This is a genomic window from Paraburkholderia sp. J8-2, from assembly GCF_905220195.1.
Lineage (GTDB): Bacteria > Pseudomonadota > Gammaproteobacteria > Burkholderiales > Burkholderiaceae > Paraburkholderia.
This window is the reverse complement of the sequence record NZ_CAJMZA010000045.1, coordinates 1-15,454: the sequence shown is the minus strand read 5'-3', so window position 1 is coordinate 15,454 and position 15,454 is coordinate 1. Positions and strand designations below refer to the sequence as shown.

At 62.1% G+C, this 15,454-nt stretch carries 13 protein-coding genes; 6 read left to right on the top strand and 7 right to left on the bottom strand.

Annotated elements, in window-relative coordinates; genetic code table 11:
- Positions 1–24 precede the first annotated feature (24 nt).
- Positions 25–288, bottom strand: coding sequence for a hypothetical protein (locus tag U5A52_RS40050; RefSeq protein ID WP_321939759.1), 264 nt, complete (start codon positions 286–288; stop codon positions 25–27).
- Between the two features lie 245 nt (positions 289–533).
- Between U5A52_RS40050 and U5A52_RS40045 the strand changes: the two genes are divergently transcribed.
- The gene (locus tag U5A52_RS40045) at positions 534–863 is read left to right on the top strand and encodes a helix-turn-helix transcriptional regulator (RefSeq protein WP_321939757.1); all 330 of its coding nucleotides are present in this window, start codon (positions 534–536) and stop codon (positions 861–863) included.
- A gap of 357 nt (positions 864–1,220) precedes the next feature.
- The gene (locus tag U5A52_RS40040; RefSeq protein WP_321939755.1) at positions 1,221–3,137 is read left to right on the top strand and encodes an AAA family ATPase; all 1,917 of its coding nucleotides are present in this window, start codon (positions 1,221–1,223) and stop codon (positions 3,135–3,137) included.
- 31 nt (positions 3,138–3,168) lie between these two features.
- Here U5A52_RS40040 and U5A52_RS40035 read toward each other — a convergent pair whose 3' ends face one another.
- Positions 3,169–8,010 (bottom strand): NAD-glutamate dehydrogenase, encoded by a 4,842-nt coding sequence (locus U5A52_RS40035; RefSeq protein ID WP_321939753.1) that lies wholly within the window; start codon positions 8,008–8,010, stop codon positions 3,169–3,171.
- A 193-nt stretch (positions 8,011–8,203) separates the two neighbouring features.
- A complete protein-coding gene (gcvA, locus tag U5A52_RS40030; protein WP_321939752.1) occupies positions 8,204–9,118 on the bottom strand; it encodes a transcriptional regulator GcvA in 915 nt (304 codons plus the stop codon).
- Between the two features lie 187 nt (positions 9,119–9,305).
- Between gcvA and U5A52_RS40025 the strand changes: the two genes are divergently transcribed.
- Together U5A52_RS40025 and U5A52_RS40020 are read left to right on the top strand one after the other, a co-directional pair.
- Positions 9,306–10,010, top strand: coding sequence for an SDR family oxidoreductase (locus tag U5A52_RS40025; protein WP_321917975.1), 705 nt, complete (start codon positions 9,306–9,308; stop codon positions 10,008–10,010).
- A 10-nt stretch (positions 10,011–10,020) separates the two neighbouring features.
- On the top strand, positions 10,021–10,599 hold the full coding sequence (locus U5A52_RS40020; protein WP_321939750.1) for a pyridoxamine 5'-phosphate oxidase family protein: 579 nt from the start codon (positions 10,021–10,023) through the stop codon (positions 10,597–10,599).
- A 135-nt stretch (positions 10,600–10,734) separates the two neighbouring features.
- Here U5A52_RS40020 and U5A52_RS40015 read toward each other — a convergent pair whose 3' ends face one another.
- A complete protein-coding gene (locus U5A52_RS40015; RefSeq protein ID WP_321939748.1) occupies positions 10,735–11,625 on the bottom strand; it encodes a LysR substrate-binding domain-containing protein in 891 nt (296 codons plus the stop codon).
- Between the two features lie 101 nt (positions 11,626–11,726).
- Between U5A52_RS40015 and U5A52_RS40010 the strand changes: the two genes are divergently transcribed.
- On the top strand, positions 11,727–12,317 hold the full coding sequence (locus U5A52_RS40010; protein WP_321917970.1) for a LysE family translocator: 591 nt from the start codon (positions 11,727–11,729) through the stop codon (positions 12,315–12,317).
- A 53-nt stretch (positions 12,318–12,370) separates the two neighbouring features.
- Here U5A52_RS40010 and U5A52_RS40005 read toward each other — a convergent pair whose 3' ends face one another.
- From U5A52_RS40005 to U5A52_RS39995, 3 genes are read right to left on the bottom strand one after another with little or no spacing between them, the layout of a single operon-like run.
- Positions 12,371–12,985, bottom strand: a complete 615-nt coding sequence (locus U5A52_RS40005; protein WP_321917969.1) for a hypothetical protein — start codon at positions 12,983–12,985, stop codon at positions 12,371–12,373.
- A 48-nt stretch (positions 12,986–13,033) separates the two neighbouring features.
- Positions 13,034–13,819 carry a molybdopterin-dependent oxidoreductase gene (locus tag U5A52_RS40000; protein WP_321939747.1) on the bottom strand — a complete coding sequence of 262 codons (786 nt, stop codon included), beginning with the start codon at positions 13,817–13,819 and terminating at the stop codon, positions 13,034–13,036.
- A gap of 6 nt (positions 13,820–13,825) precedes the next feature.
- Positions 13,826–14,419 (bottom strand): cytochrome b/b6 domain-containing protein, encoded by a 594-nt coding sequence (locus U5A52_RS39995; RefSeq protein ID WP_321917966.1) that lies wholly within the window; start codon positions 14,417–14,419, stop codon positions 13,826–13,828.
- 324 nt (positions 14,420–14,743) lie between these two features.
- Between U5A52_RS39995 and U5A52_RS39990 the strand changes: the two genes are divergently transcribed.
- Positions 14,744–15,403, top strand: a complete 660-nt coding sequence (locus U5A52_RS39990) for a YceI family protein (RefSeq protein WP_321939745.1) — start codon at positions 14,744–14,746, stop codon at positions 15,401–15,403.
- Positions 15,404–15,454 lie beyond the last annotated feature (51 nt).

The window sequence follows — 15,454 nt, the reverse complement described above, 5'->3', positions numbered from 1 at the left end:
AAGCGGTGGACGTGCGCATATCGGTCACGCGCCGAGCCAATAAAAGAAGCGGTCGAGCGCGCGAATGAGGCGCGACTGACGACGATAGAACGGGCCTTCGATGGTGTAGCCGCCGAGCGCCGAGGAATGTATTGGCGAGACGGTTTTGAGGGAGGGTTTGCGGTGCGATTCGGCCTGCTCACCAGATGCGGACCGGGTGCCGAAATAGATGATCGCGCCCTTTTCGAGGGTCGCGAGCCGTTGCAAATTGGCGATATTTGTAACGAGTTGTTGCCGTGAAGCTTGCATTTTGCTTTCCCCTTGTCAACCCCGAGAGCAATGTTTTTGGGAAACATCGCCCCGGCGGCCGGGTAGCAAATCCAGCACTGGCGGGGTTGAGGACCAGTAGCCGAGGCGACAGGCGAAGGATAGTATCAGTCACGGAAACGTGTCAATGGCTGATACGTCTCATTACCAGAGACTGTTGCATTGAATGAAGCGTCGCAGTACCTTTGACGCCGGGTTGATTCACTTTGATTTACAAGGGGTTGTCTATGAAAACGACAGTCGAATGGCTCGACGCGGTGAAGATCCGCCTCGACCTGCCCTCCGATTACGCTGCCGCGAAGGCGCTGAACGTGACGCGCGGCGCGGTGAGCAAGTACCGCAACCAGCAGTCAGTTTTTGACGAAAAGACGGCGATCCGAGTCGCCGAGATTCTTGGGATTGATCCGCTGGAAGTGATTGCGTCCGCAAGGGTCGAGAGCGCGAAAGATGCCGAAACGCGTGGCGTTTGGTTGCACGCTTTGGAAATTTTTTCCAAGGGTTTTCGGCTGCTGGCGCTACCCGCTAACGCTTGTGGGACTTGGCTCCCACAGGTGTAACGCCAGCTAAAAGTTAGCCTCTGCAACGACTAGTTTTTATGTTATGTCAAATACGAATCGCAACAGATTAATGTCCCCTCATCACCTCAATCACGCTCATACACAAAGCGCCGATCCCGCCCCTCAAAAAAACACACAACCGCGCTAAATCGCCGGATTAAAAGGCATTTATCCGCCAATCCCTTTTTTCGCGCGCCGCACAACGCAGGCATAATTTCAATGGAGCAGCGCGATTAAAAGGGTCGTTTTCGTATTCCTGAACATCTACGGACTACGCAAGGCGAGACGTTCTTGCGCCTCCGGTCCCACGATAGATTATCTGGCGTCGCCATCGCGGCGCGAGGCAGGAATAGATTCATGAAACCGGCAAGTAATTCGCGGTGGTCACGCTTTGGCCGATACATTGCGTTGGGTGTTTGCGCGGCCGCAGTCGCGGCAACGGCTGGCTTCCTCTACTGGCGGCATGAAGCGAATCTCACGCAGTCCCAGCCTGCGGCGCTTGGCGGCATTGCCAGCGAAATGCGGCATGACACATCGCCCTGGACGAAGCGAGAGAAAGACGCCTCGGAATTGCTGCGCGATATTCACGACCGCGATGTCGCCGCTATCGGTGTGAGCCGCGAAGCGATTCTCGTCTCGACGCTCAAAGGCGAACAATATTATGTGGCCGATCATAACGGCGCGTTCTCGAACGCCCTGCTGCTCGGCGATCTGAAGCCGGGCGCCACGCCGCCCTGGCAGCTCGTCTGGCTGCCTCACGCTGATGTGCGCATTGGCGCCGCTCGGTGGACCGAAGCGTTGGACGGCCTGCGCGACGCACTCAGTCTGCTGCTTCCCGTGCTGATGGTGGGCGGTCTGTTCTGGTTCATGCGCCGCGAAATGGGCGGCGGCGCGCAATTGCTCGGCGAGTCCCCCGCGTTGCGCTTCGACGACGTGATTGGCGCGGGCGAGGCCAAAGCCGCGCTCGCCGACGTGCGTGCGTGGCTCACCGAGCCGGCGCAGTTCACGGGCATGGGCGTGCGCGCGCCATGCGGCGTGCTGATGACGGGTGGCCCGGGCGTCGGCAAGACGCGCCTCGCGCAGGCGCTTGCAGGCGAATGCGGCGCGAACTTCATCGCCATCACTGGCAGCTATTTCAGCGCGAAGTATTACGGCGTGGGCATTCAGAAGGTCAAGCGCCTGTTCGAACTCGCGCGCAAGAACGCGCCCACGGTCATCTTCATCGACGAGGCGGACGGTCTCGGCAAGCGGACCGACACCGGCGGCGGCCCGGTCGAGGCGGAAAGCAACCGCATCATCAACCAGCTGCTCGCGGAGATGGATGGGTTCGAATCGAACGAAGGCGTGATCATCGTCGCCGCGACCAATCACCCGGACAATCTGGACGAAGCGCTGCGCCGCCCCGGCCGTTTCGACCGCACGGTGCAGGTGCGTCTGCCCGACCTGGAGGATCGCGCCGAGATTCTGCGCTTCTACGCCGGCAATCTGAAGACGAAAGCCGACGACATCGATTTCAACCAGCTCGCGCGGCTAACCACGGGCCTTTCGCCGGCCACGCTCTCGATGATCGTGAATCAGGCGGGTCTCGTCGCGCGCAAGGCCGGCAAGCAGGAAGTGGCCGCGGTGGATTTTCTCGAAGCGATCAAGATTGCGCGCATTGGCGACGTCAACGGCGCCGAGCGCGCGCTTTCGGACGACGAGCGCACGCGCATTGCGATCCATGAAGCGGGACATGGCCTCGTCGCCGCCCTCCTCGGCACTGGCGTGCTCGAAGAAGTCACGATTTTGCCGCGCGGCGGCGCGCTGGGCGTGGCGCTGATCACGAAAATGCAGGACAAGTACCTGTATCGCGAGACGGAAATGCGCAACGAGATCCAGGTGCTGCTGGGCGGCCGCAACGCGGAACTGCTCATGTTCAGCGAAGCATCGAGCGGCGCGGCGCAGGATCTGCAGGAGGCTTCGCGCATCAGCCTCGATATGGTATCGAAGCACGGCTTCAACGCGGACGGAAATCTGTTCAGCCTCGCCGCGCTGCCGCAGCAGGTCGCGGGCTTGCAGCTAAAGAGCGCGATCGAGCACGCCAACGCGCTGCTGCACGAACTCAACGACGCGTGTTTCGCGTTGCTGCGTGCGAACGAGCCGGTGCTGCGCGCGATCGCCGATCAGTTGCTCGAGTCGGAGACGGTGCCCGGCGAAACGGTCTATCGTCTGATTCGCGAGCATGCGGCGGCCGTGGCGAGCACGCACGCGGTGACCGAAGCGGCCGCCGCTTGAGCGGCCGCTTGCGGCGCCGTCGTTCAGGTCCTCAGCCCCTTTCGAGGGCCGCCATCGCTCTCACGATAACGAGCAGCACCGAAAGACTCACGCCAGTGGACGCGCGCAGCTCCGTAAGCAACTGCGCATAACGTTCGAGCGCTGCCTCGTGCTGCGCGCACCATGCGTCCACAAGCGTTTGCGGGTCCGCGGAATCGGCGCCTTGCGCAAGCACGCTCGTGGTCAGCGCGCGCTTGAGGTGCGCCACCTCGGCAAGCGCCGCCGCGCGCGCCATGGTGTCCCAATGCGTCGGCGTGGGCAAGGTCGCGGCTCGCTCGCTAATCCAGCCGTAATTGAGCCGCGTGCCCAAGGCGAAATACACTGCCGCAACGCGCTCGAGCGGTTGATCGCACGCGGCAGCCACATCGGCAATGTCGAGCAGTGCTACTGAAATATCGCCACTAGCCACGCGCAGCGCGAGGGCATTTTCAACACCGGCGTTCACGAGTTCACCCTGGCGTGCCGAGAGCGCTTCGAGATCTGTTTCAGGCAACAGCGCCGGCAATTGCGGCGCGAGGCGCTGCACGGCGTCGCGGCAACGCGCCAGCAGCGTACTCACGCCGTCGTTGCTGACCACAGCCGCCTGCAGGTGCCGCAGGAACCATAACGCCGCGCGTTCGAGCAGCCGCGCGACGGCGACAAACATGCGCGCCTGCACGTCGTCGGCGACCCGGTTGTCGAGCGCGTCGATGGCGCGCCAGATATCGTTGAGGCCGAATACGTCCTGTGCCATGACGCACGCGCGCACGATTTCGCCGGGCTGCGCATCGGTTTCCTCCATCAAGCGGTGCACGAATTCGCAACCCACGCGGTTCACAAGCGCGTTCGTCAAATGCGTCGCCAGGATTTCACGCCTCAGCGGATGCCGATGCATCGGTTCGCTAAAGCGCTGCTGCAGCGGCTGCGGGAAATAGTCGATCAGCAGGTTCGCAACGAGCGGATCTTCCGGCACGGACGAATCGAGCAGTGCATCGTAGAGCCACATCTTGCTGTACGCGAGCAGCACGGCCCGCTCCGGCGACGTGAGCCCGAGTTTGGCGACCTGGCGTTCGGCGATTTCGTCGTCGGTCGGCAGGAATTCGATATGGCGATTCAGACGTCCTGCGCGTTCGAGCCAGCGCATCAGGCGCGATTCGGCATCGAGCAGCTCCACGGCGTAGCGGCCCGCGATCGAAAGCGCCTGCGTCTGGTAGTAGTTGTCGCTCAGCACCAGCAGGCCGACTTCGTCGGTCATCTCCGCCAGCAAGGTGTTGCGCTGCTTCGTTGTCATCTCGCCGTCGGCGACCACGATTCCGAGCAGGATCTTGATGTTCACTTCGTGGTCCGAACAATCCACGCCTGCTGAGTTGTCGATCGCATCGGTGTTGATGCGGCCGCCATGCTGGGCGAATTCGATCCGGCCCAGCTGCGTGACCCCGAGATTGCCGCCCTCGCCCACGACCTTGCAACGCAGCTCCGAGCCGTTCACGCGCACGGCGTCGTTGGCGCGGTCGCCGACCTGCAAGTTGGTCTCGCGCGCGGCCTTCACATAAGTGCCAATGCCGCCGTTATAGAGCAGATCGACGTTCGCCAGCAGGATCGCGCGAATCAGCTCGGTTGGCGAGAGTGCCGACGCCTCGATGCCGAGCGCCGTTCGGACCGCGGCTGAGAGCGGAATCGTTTTCATGGTGCGCGCGAACACGCCGCCGCCAGCCGAAATCGTGGCGGGATCGTAGTCGGCCCAGCTCGAGCGTTCGAGCGCGAAAAGCCGCGCTCGTTCGGCGAGGCTCACAGCCGGATCGGGGTTGGGGTCGAGGAAAATGTGCCGGTGGTCGAACGCCGCGACGAGTTTGATATGCGGCGAAAGCAGCATGCCGTTGCCGAACACGTCGCCCGACATGTCGCCGATGCCGACCACGGTGAAATCGGTGGCCTGCGTATCCACTCCCATTTCGCGGAAGTGCCGCTTGACCGACTCCCACGCGCCGCGCGCCGTGATCGCCATCTTCTTGTGGTCGTAGCCCACCGAGCCGCCCGAGGCGAAGGCGTCGTCGAGCCAGAAGCCGTATTCGACGGATATCGCGTTCGCATAGTCCGAGAACGTCGCCGTGCCCTTGTCGGCGGCCACGACGAGATACGGGTCGTCCGGGTCGTGGCGCACGACATCGGGCGGCGGCTGAATCGCGTTGTTCACGAGATTGTCGGTGAGATCGAGCAGGCCGCGCAGGAAGGTTTGATAGCACGCTACGCCTTCACGCATCCACGCTTCGCGCTCGCTCGCCGGCGGCGGGTTCTTCACGACGAAGCCGCCCTTCGATCCCACCGGCACGATCACGACGTTCTTCACCATCTGGGCTTTCATGAGGCCGAGCACTTCAGTGCGGAAGTCCTCGCGGCGATCCGACCAGCGCAGGCCGCCGCGCGCAACGCGTCCGCCGCGTAAATGCACGCCTTCCACGCGCGGCGAATAGACCCAGATCTCGAACATGGGCTTGGGCTCGGGCAGGCCGGGCACCTTCGACGGATCGAATTTGAACGAGAGCGAGGGCCGCTCTGCGCCATTGGCTTCGCGCCGGAAATAGTTCGTGCGCACCGTGGCGTTGATCACGCCGAGGAACTGGCGCAGGATGCGGTCTTCGTCGAGATTGGGCACCTGGTCCAGCGCGCTTTCGATGGCCTTGAGCATGAGCGCCGTGCGTTCCTCACGCGCCGCTGCATCGCGCGGATCGAAACGGAGTACAAACAGTTCGACGAACTGCCTTGCGATCGCCGGATTTCCAGTTAGCGCGCGCTCGATATAGGCGTCGCTGAAGGTCGAGCCCACCTGGCGCAGATACTTCGCATAGGCACGCAAGATCGTGACTTCGCGCGCGCTCAGGTAGGCGCGCAGCACCAGCCGGTTGAAATCGTCGTTTTCGATGCGCGCGGTCCACACGCTTTCGAACGCGTCTTCGAACAGGCTCTTCACGCGCTCGATATCGAATTCGGCATCGTCCGCAAGTTCAAGGCCGAAATCGTGGACCCACGCGGGCTCACAGGACGGCGCCTCGATCACATAGGGCCGCTCTTCGTCTACGCGCACGCCGAGATGTTCGAGCATCGGCAGGCTGCGCGAGAGCGCAATGGCGTCGCCCGCACAATACACCTTGAAGCGGAACGTACGCGGCCCCGCCTCGATGGGCCGATACAGATTCATTGCGATGCGCTGTGTTCCCTGCACGCGCTCGATCAGTTCGATGTCGCGTACCGCCGTGCGTGCGGGGTAGTCGTCGCGATAGCCGGGCGGAAACGAATCGGCGTAGCGATGCAGCAGACGTGTGCCCTGCTCTTCGCCGAATGCGTCGAGCAGCGCGTCGGCCAGGTCGTCCTGCCAGCGGCGCGTGACCTGCACGAGCCGCGCTTCCAGTTCGTTCGTGTCGACTTCGGGCATCGTGCCGGGCTCGGCGTGCACGACGAAGTGAATCCGCGCGATGGCCGACTCCGAAAGCAGCGGCGTGAACTCCACGGAAACGCCGTTGAACGCCTCCACGAGCAGGTTCGCAATGCGCCGCCGCAAATCGGTGTTGTACTTGTCGCGCGAGACATATACGAGGCACGAAACGAAGCGATTGAAACGGTCGCGCCGCACAAATAAGCGCGTGCGCTGGTGTTCCTGCAAGCGCAGCACGCCGAGCGCGATGTCGAAAAGTTCGTCTTCACTCGCCTGCAGCAGCTCGTCGCGCGGATAAGTCTCTAGCACCGTCACCAGCGATTTGCCGAGATGGCCTTTGGGCAGAAAACCCGCGCGCCGCACGATATTCGCGCATTTGCGCCGCACGATCGGGATTTCGGCGGTGGACACCATATAGGCCGTCGACGTGTAGAGGCCCACGAAGCGGCGCTCGCCGCACACCTTGCCATCCGCGCCGACGAGCTTCACGCCCACGTAGTCGAGATAGCCAGGCCGGTGGACGGTCGCGCGCGAGTTCGCTTTCGTCAGGAAAATGGGCCACGCGCCTGCGATGATCTCTTGCGCCGCGGGAGGCAACGGCGTGATGTCGGGCGTGCCCGGCGCGCGCAGCGATTCGCGCAGAATGCCCAGACCCGAGCCTTCCACGCCGCGCAGGGCATAGCCGCCGTCGTGCGAAACCAGCGCGTAATCGCGTTGGCCGAGGAACGTGAAATGGTCGGCCACCATCCATTCGAGAAATGCGCGCGCTTCGATGTCCTCTGCGCTCGTTTCGCGCGCTTTCATCGTCTTGATGGTGGTGCGCGCGGCCTCGAGGAGGTTCGGCCAGTCTTCTACGGACGCCCGCACGTCGCCAAGCACCTTGGTTATATCGCGGCGCAATTCGTCGAGCTTTGCTGCGTCGCCGCAGCGGTCGACTTCGAAATGGATGAACGACGCGAGTTGCGATTGCCCGTCACCGGCGCTGGCGCCGGCCTCGCCGACGCGCTCAATTGCGCCGTCCTTGTCGCGCCAGATCCGGAATACAGGGTGCAGCGCGGAATGCAGCGCAAGACCCAGGCGGTTGACGGCCATGGAAACCGAATCGACGAGAAACGGCATGTCGTCGTTGACGATTTCAATGACCGTGTGGTCCGAATGCCAACCGTGCTGTTCGAGGATCGGGTTGTAGACCTGCATGCGCTCGCTGCCCGGCACAAAGCGCTGCGCGGTTCGCCAGTGCGCCATGGCAGCGCCGTAGAGGTCGGCAATGCTGCGGCTGCGCAGATCTTCAGCGTCGGCGAAATCGTAGTAGTGCCGCAGGAAAGGTTCGACGATCTGGAACGTAGGCTCGGACAAGCGCGCCCGCGCAAATTCCACGACGTCGGAGAGCAGATGGGCGACGAATTCTTCGTTCCTCGCTAGCATGACGAACTCCTTGGCGGATAGTCATCGACTGCATCGGCGGTTCAGTCATTATGCACCGGTAAGGTGATCGAACGATGAATGCGTGCGCACGATCTGCCCCACCGCGAGGCATTGCACGCGCGCTGCGTTGCGTTGCGATGCGATGCGGATGTTGGCGCAGAACTTGCGAACGGCGAACGCCTGCGTCAACGCGCTAAGGAGCCGCTTTCGAAGCCAGATGGAATTGGGCGAGCAGCCAGGTGCGAAGCTTTTGGCTTGTCTCCCATCGCACGCTGCCCTGGGGGAGGACCACGTAATAACCGAGCGACAGTGGCAGCGAAAAGTCGAACAGGCGTTGCAATCTTCCGGCTGCGATATCGCGCTCGACAAGATGCTCGCTCGTGAGCGCGATGCCCTGCCCCGCAATGGCGGCGTCGATGGCAAGCGACGACTGACTGAAGCGCGGCCCTTTCAGCGTGTCGATGCCGTTTGCGTAGCCCAGTGCGTTGAAAAACTCCGGCCACAGGTCATGAGAATCGTGCAGCAGCACATAGTTTTCCAGGTCCGCGATCATGCGCACCGGGCAGTCGTGCTTGAGCAGTTGCGGACTGGCTACGGCGAACACCTGTAGCGGAAATAGCAGGTCGCTGACGAGACCTTTCGCGAACGGTGGCTTGCCGAGCCGAACCGCGATATCCACGCCATCGGATTTGAAGTTGCACAGCGTTGCATCAGCAATAATCCGGACGTCGATTTCCGGATGTGTTTCGGCAAACTCTGCTAGCCTGGGTATCAGCCACTTCGAAGCAAATGACGGCGTCGTGCTGATCGTGAGGGACGTCGAACGCCGGTTCAGCGCCTCGGTCGCGTCGGCGACGATCGTGAGCGCCCGCTGGACGGCAGCAAAGTAAGTATGCCCCTCGGTCGTGAGCGCAAGCCCCCGCGGCCCCCTTGCGAAAAGGGGCAAATTCAGGGCTTCCTCCAACACCCGTACCTGTTGCGCGACGGCGCCCTGCGTCACGCCGAGTTCCTCCGACGCGAGCCGGAAATTGAGGTGCCGGGCGGATGCGTCGAACGCGCGGAGCGCATTCAGCGGCGGCAGATGGCGTGGCTTCAATGAGTGCTTCAACGGATATATTGGCTACTGAAAAGTCGGCAATTCGCCAGCAGCGGTTCAATAGCGAGCCAGTAGAAATTTTATTGTCAGACCATAATAAACATCATTCGACAATTCAATCATAACGCCATACAGTTTCTGCACGAAGTCCCATGCAGCGCAGCGCTGCGGCGCTGAATCCATTCAAGGAGAGAGCAACATGGCAGTAGAAAAAGTAGCACTCGTCACGGCGGCCGGCAAGGGCATGGGCGCAGCGATCGCGCGCGAACTGGCAGCCAGCGGCTACCGCCTGGCCTTGATGTCGCCCTCTGGCAGCGCGGCCGAACTGGCGAAAGAGCTGGGCGGATTCGGCTTTACGGGCTCGGTAACCGATCCGGACTGTATCGACCGGTTCGTTAGCGAAACGCTCGAAAAGTACGGCCGCATCGACGCCGTGGTGAACAACACGGGGCACCCACCGAAGGGCGATCTGCTTTCTATCGCCGACGAACAGTGGCATCTCGGGCTCGATCTCATCGTGCTCAACGTCGCCCGCGTGCTGCGCCGTGTGACGCCTGCATTTCTCGAACAAGGCGGCGGCGCGGTGGTGAATATTTCGAGCTTCGCCGCCGATGCGCCCGAGCAGGCCATGCCCGTTTCTTCTGCGCTACGCGCCGCGTTGAGTTCGTTCACACGCCTCTACGCCGATCGCTACGCCAAGGACAATATTCGAATCAATTCCGTTCTGCCGGGATTTATCGACAGTTGGCCCGAAACGCCCGAGATCGTCGCCCGCATTCCGGTTGGCCGCTTCGGCAAGACACAGGAGATCGCGCAAACGGTGGCGTTCCTCTTGTCGGATGCCGCGGGGTACATCACGGGGCAAAACATCCGAGTCGATGGCGGTATCGTGCGTGGTCTGTAACGCGCCAGATATGGATCAGATCGTCGACGCGGTCTGGGCACACCTGCACGCCGGCGCAAACGCCCGCAAGGAGCGCTCGCCCTTTACGATGCTGCAGGCCGCGACGATCGGGCTGGACGGCGCACCCGCCGTGCGGACGGTTGTGCTGCGACGCGCCGCTCGCGAGCAGCGTGCAGTCATGTTTCATACCGACGTGCGCTCTACGAAAGTGGCTGAATTGCGGCGCGACTCGCGCATATCGCTTGTCGGCTGCGATCTTGACGCTGGAGTGCAAATACGACTCTATGGCGTTGCACGACTTGTCGAGGCGCCGTCGGAAACGAGAGCGGCATGGAACGCAAGCCGACCTCGAACGTTGATCGTCTATCGCACGCCGCTTGCGCCAGCGACGCCGGTTGCGTCTCCCGCTGAAGCGCATGCTGCCGCGCATGGCGAAGATCTCGACCCAACAGACGGATTCGAAAACTTCTGCCTGGTCGAAGTGACCGTATCGAGAATCGACTACCTCGATCTGAATCCCGCGGGGCATATGCGGGCCAGTCTCGTGTTTGATGAAGGGAAATGGCGCGGCACCTGGATCGCGCCTTAGTCGGCGGGATGCCTCGAGCCGCATCCCGCCATGCGGCGGCGTTGGCCCCTGTGCCAGCGTGGCTGCAGGCAGGTGGTTGAAGGCTTTCACCAGCTTCGCGCCCAGCAGACGCTGCCGTAGCGCTTGTAAGGTGCGTCACGCAATGTTCGCTAGCTGCGCGCGCCGAGTGCCTGGTTCATTCGCCATCGATTCGCGCACATAGCGCGCGAATTCCTGCGCTGCGGGTTGAACTGTCGCTGGAAATCGCAGGCAGATCGCGAACGCAGGCAGCGCAGGCAAGCCGGTTGCTTCAGGCGTGAGCATCTCCACACCGACCGGCACCGTGGAGGCGAGCCAGGCCGTGATCGCAAGGCCCGCGCGCACCGTCGCAGCGGTCGCCTCGATGTTGCCGCTCTCGAACACGGTGCGCCACGCAATGCCCTTGTCCGCGAGCGCGCCGAGTACAACCTGGCGGAACGCACAGTGCTCGTCCACCATCGACAGTGGCAATGGCCGCTTGCGCCACGCATCGCTGCCGCGCCCGTTGGCCCACACCAGGGGCTCAATGCAGACCACTTCGCCCGCGGCTTCGCTCGCGACATATTCGAGCAACGACACGTCCACATGACCGCTATCGACTGCGTCGCTGAGTTCCGGTGAAGCCGCGCAGACCAGCGATATGTCGACGTGTGGATGGGCTTCGGCAAATGCCTTCATGGCGGGCGCGAGCCGCGTCACGAGGTCGTAAGGCACGCCCACACGCAGCGCGCCACGCAGCGGCTGGCCGGTCATGTCGGCCCAGATTTCATCGTTGAGCCGCAGCAGTTGGCGCGCTTTCACGAGAAACGCCTCGCCCTCGCGCGAAAGCTCCAGCTTGCGCGTCTTGCGTACGAATAAAAGGCAATCCAGCACGTCTTCGAGGCGCTTCACCTGCTGGCTCACGGCGCCTTGCGTCATGTGCAGCAAATTCGCGGCAACCGTCATGCTGCCGCTATCGGCAACGGCAACGAAGGTACGTATGAGGTCGAGGTCCAGGTTCCGGCTCATCGATGCATTATTCCGCGTAATGGAGCGCATCAATATTATTACCTTTCACGATGCGTTGCCGATCCGTACAGTGCACCTCTCACTCACGCAGATGGGCACCCATGACCTCGATTCTGCCGCTCGTGCTTTTCGTCGCCGTCTCGACCGTGACGCCCGGCGGCGCTACCACGCTCGCCACCGCGTCGGGCGCGCGCTTCGGCTTCGTACGTTCGATCCCACTGATGCTAGGCATCGCGATAGGCCTTGCCTTGCTCGCTGCGGTCGCTGCACTTGGACTAGGCGGTTTGCTGCTCGCCCTCCCGTCGCTGCAAACGGCGGTGAAGGTGCTCGGCACTGCGTATCTGTTGTGGCTCGCGTGGCGCATCGCGCGTAGCGGGCCGCCGGGTGCAGGCAACGGCCCCGCGCGTCCGGTTACGCTCGTCAACGGTTTGCTGCTGCTCTGGCTCAACCCAAAAAGCTGGGCGATGACGGTCGGTGCGGCAGCGTCGTTCACGCTGTTCGCGAACAATCCGAACCGCCTCGCGATGCTGCTCGGCACGGCATTCGGCGTTGCTGCGTGCGCGTCGCTCGCACTCTGGTGTGCGCTCGGCGTGCTACTCGCGCGGTTCTTTCGAACGCCGCGTCACTGGCGCATGCTCAATCTCGCGATGGGCGTGCTGCTCGCAGCATCCCTCATTCCGACCTGGCGATGAGCATGCTTTCGGCAAAAGTCATCGCCCAGGTGGGAGAGCCGCGACGCTGTCGCTTACATTGGCGGGACGACGCCGTCCTTTTCGACCACCACGCGCTGCGCGGCATACGTGCCCTGTGACCCGGGTTTCGCGACCACGAAGACTTGCTTGCCCGGCGCCAGATCTGCGCGCGCCGCCGGCATGAACGTGACGATGGGTACATTCGGCGGCACCGTTACCTCATTGCTGCCGCCCTTGTACGACAGCTTGAGATTGCGGCCGTCCGTGCCCTGCACGACGGTATCGACATTCGCATTGGTCATCGTGCTGTTCGGGCCGAGGTCCCACGCGTAGTGGCCCTCCCCCGTGCCGCGTGCGGCTTCCGGGAAAACGACGACTTCCGTTGCAGTCAGCTTGCCGTCCGTGCCGGTCGTCGCGGCCGTGCCGACGAACGTTCCCGGCTTGATGTCGGAGAGCTGCATCGCCTTGACGGCCGACACGGGAACATTTGCCGCGAGGGCGATCGAGACCGTATCGCCACTGCGGCGATGGACCTTGAGAACATCGCCGTCGAGAGACACGACATTGCCGCGAATACGCGTTGGCTTGGCATCGGGCGTTTGTGCCAGCGCGCCGCCGGCAAGCGCCATTGCGGCAATGGCCGCGCCAACTTTCAGTCGAATGGTCATGAATACTCCGTATAGCAGATACGCGTTGAGGAAAAGGCCGATTCCCCTTCAGGAACCGCCAAACCAGTTGTATCCCTGGTTCTCCCAATAACCGCCGGGATACTCGTTCGTCACGGTGATTGCGACGATGTGCTTGGGATTTTTGTAGCCGAGTTTGGTCGGCATGCGCAGCTTCGCGGGAAAGCCGTATTTCGGCGGCAGCACGTCCCCGTCGTAGGTCAACGTCAGCAACGTCTGCGCGTGCAGCGCTGTCGGCATATCGATGCTGGTCCAGTAGTTATCGGCGCAATGGAGCGCGACGTACTTCGCAGTCATGTCTGCTCCGGCGCGGCGCAGGAATTCGGAAAAGCGTACGCCGCCCCAATGTCCAATCGCACTCCATCCCTCGATACAGATGTGACGTGTGATCTGACTTTCCTGGGGCATCGCTTGCAGTTCGGCGAGCGTCCATGTGCGTTTGCCGTTCGCGAGTCCGCCTACCTGAAGCCGCCAGGTTGCGGGGTCGACTTCCGGTACGTCGTCGATGTCATAGAACGCGTTGAACGGGAAAGGCCGCGTGATCATCGACTCTGGATACGTCGGCGCCATCTTGTTCGGATCGAAGAGCAGCGCCTGCACGCGGTCGTTGAAGAACGACATCTTGCGCAGCATGGTATTCACCGACTTGTCGCTCGAGAGATCGCAGCCCGAAAGCATGGCAATGCCGCCGAGCGTGAGTATCTGTCTGCCGAGCAATCTGCGCGCGGGACTCTTTAATTCGCTACGCGCGTCCTTGATGATCGAATCTGCGTTCGAGACGAGAAAGGCATTGGGTTGTCTTTTGCCGGAGCGCATGGGCAATTACCGTCCGCGAATCATCAGGAGCAGCGAGCGCGGCACGAATGCGACCATGACGACGTGCACGACGAAAAACGCTACGAGAATGCTCATGGCGAAGAAGTGGACGACACGCGCGTTGTCGTATCCCCCCATGAGCGTTCGCAGCAAGGGGAACTGAACCGATTTCCAGACCGCCAACCCGGAAAGGATCACGATCGCGATATCCGCAATCACCACCACATATGCCAGCTTTTGAACGGCGTTGTAGCGCGCCAGATCCTCATGCTTCAGCTTGCCGCGCAGCGCGGCGGAAAGATCCCTTGCTAGCGCCCCGGGACGGATCGGCAGAAGCTTTCTCCAGAGGCGCTTCGACAGGATGTTGAGGAACATGTAGACGAGATAATTCGCGACCAGCAACCACATGATCGCGAAGTGCCACTGCAATGCGCCGCCCAGCCATCCGCCCAGTGTCACGCTCGCGGGAAACGTCAGTCGCGCAAAGACAGGCGAGGCATCGTAAATCTGCCAGCCGCTTGTCACCATCAGCACGACCGCCACCGCGTTGATCCAGTGTGTCGTGCGGACCCAGAGAGGCTGAATTATCGTTCGGCTCATTTGCAGGCTTCGTGGAAGTGGTTCGTCTGCGATCAGACCCGGCTCGCTCGTTCCGAGGTCGCACCGTGTTGGTGGGTAAACCTCGCACATGCATGCCTATTCCACAGCTGCTGAAGATTTTTTCCTTACAGATTCACAACAAAATGCTTCGACTTTCAAACGCGACGGAATAAAGAGGGCATGCGGAGCGTTTTCCCGGTGCCCTCAGCACGTCACGGGGCCGTGCGAGTGACTCGAGCACAGATGGCTGAGGGTCAATTGCGCACGATAGCTGTCGACTTCTGCAGCGCGCTTGGCGGGCATCCCGAAAAGTGGAGGTAGAGCGTGCGGGAACATAACCCCATCTGTCGACGTGGCCTGTCCATCGGTCGTCTCAGGCCACACGCAATTGCAATTGCGACGTTTGTCTGCACTGCGTGTGCGGCGGCCGGGGTTAGCGCCGATCCGGTCGATGTGTCTTCTCCGCTGGCTCAGTATCGACTCGATCCAGGCCGTTCGGGTGTGACGTTCGACGTCACGAACGTCTGGCACTCGAGTCTCACGATGCACTTCAGCCGCATAGGTGCCGAGCTCGATGGATTCGAGGGCGTGGCTTCAGGCCGGGTCATGGTGACGATCGACGCGACAAGCCTTGAAGCGAACGCGCCGTTTGTCACCGGAATTGTTGAAGGCGGTGGCATGCTGGACGTGATGCACTATCCGGCCATTCACTTCGTCAGCACTCGCCTTGTCCGGACCGGTCCGCTGAATTGCCTTTTGACAGGTGACCTAACGATCCGCACGACGACACGTCCCGTCACACTCACAGTCACCTTCGACTCAGACCCGCACGAGCCGGCAGGCACTCGCCAAACGCTGGCCTTCTCCGCCGACGGCCATTTCAGCCGTGCAGCTTTCGGGCTAACAAAATGGTCCTCCGCTGTCGGCGACGATGTGCACATGAGCATCCGTGCCGAATTCGTCAGGGAGCGTGTGGACCCGTGAATGCTTGTTCACGACGCCCAAACGCCAGAACCCCGGCTCTCTTTCGGAGAT

Bases quoted from the DNA above. Each gene is read 5' to 3' on its own strand.
- U5A52_RS39995 (WP_321917966.1), bottom strand. From the start codon at position 14,419: ATGAGCCGAACGATAATTCAGCCTCTCTGGGTCCGCACGACACACTGG.
- U5A52_RS40005 (WP_321917969.1), bottom strand. From the start codon at position 12,985: ATGACCATTCGACTGAAAGTTGGCGCGGCCATTGCCGCAATGGCGCTT.
- U5A52_RS40020 (WP_321939750.1), top strand. From the start codon at position 10,021: ATGGATCAGATCGTCGACGCGGTCTGGGCACACCTGCACGCCGGCGCA.
- U5A52_RS40045 (WP_321939757.1), top strand. From the start codon at position 534: ATGAAAACGACAGTCGAATGGCTCGACGCGGTGAAGATCCGCCTCGAC.
- U5A52_RS40025 (WP_321917975.1), top strand. From the start codon at position 9,306: ATGGCAGTAGAAAAAGTAGCACTCGTCACGGCGGCCGGCAAGGGCATG.
- U5A52_RS40015 (WP_321939748.1), bottom strand. From the start codon at position 11,625: ATGAGCCGGAACCTGGACCTCGACCTCATACGTACCTTCGTTGCCGTT.
- U5A52_RS40050 (WP_321939759.1), bottom strand. From the start codon at position 288: ATGCAAGCTTCACGGCAACAACTCGTTACAAATATCGCCAATTTGCAA.
- U5A52_RS40000 (WP_321939747.1), bottom strand. From the start codon at position 13,819: ATGCGCTCCGGCAAAAGACAACCCAATGCCTTTCTCGTCTCGAACGCA.
- U5A52_RS40035 (WP_321939753.1), bottom strand. From the start codon at position 8,010: ATGCTAGCGAGGAACGAAGAATTCGTCGCCCATCTGCTCTCCGACGTC.
- U5A52_RS40040 (WP_321939755.1), top strand. From the start codon at position 1,221: ATGAAACCGGCAAGTAATTCGCGGTGGTCACGCTTTGGCCGATACATT.
- U5A52_RS40010 (WP_321917970.1), top strand. From the start codon at position 11,727: ATGACCTCGATTCTGCCGCTCGTGCTTTTCGTCGCCGTCTCGACCGTG.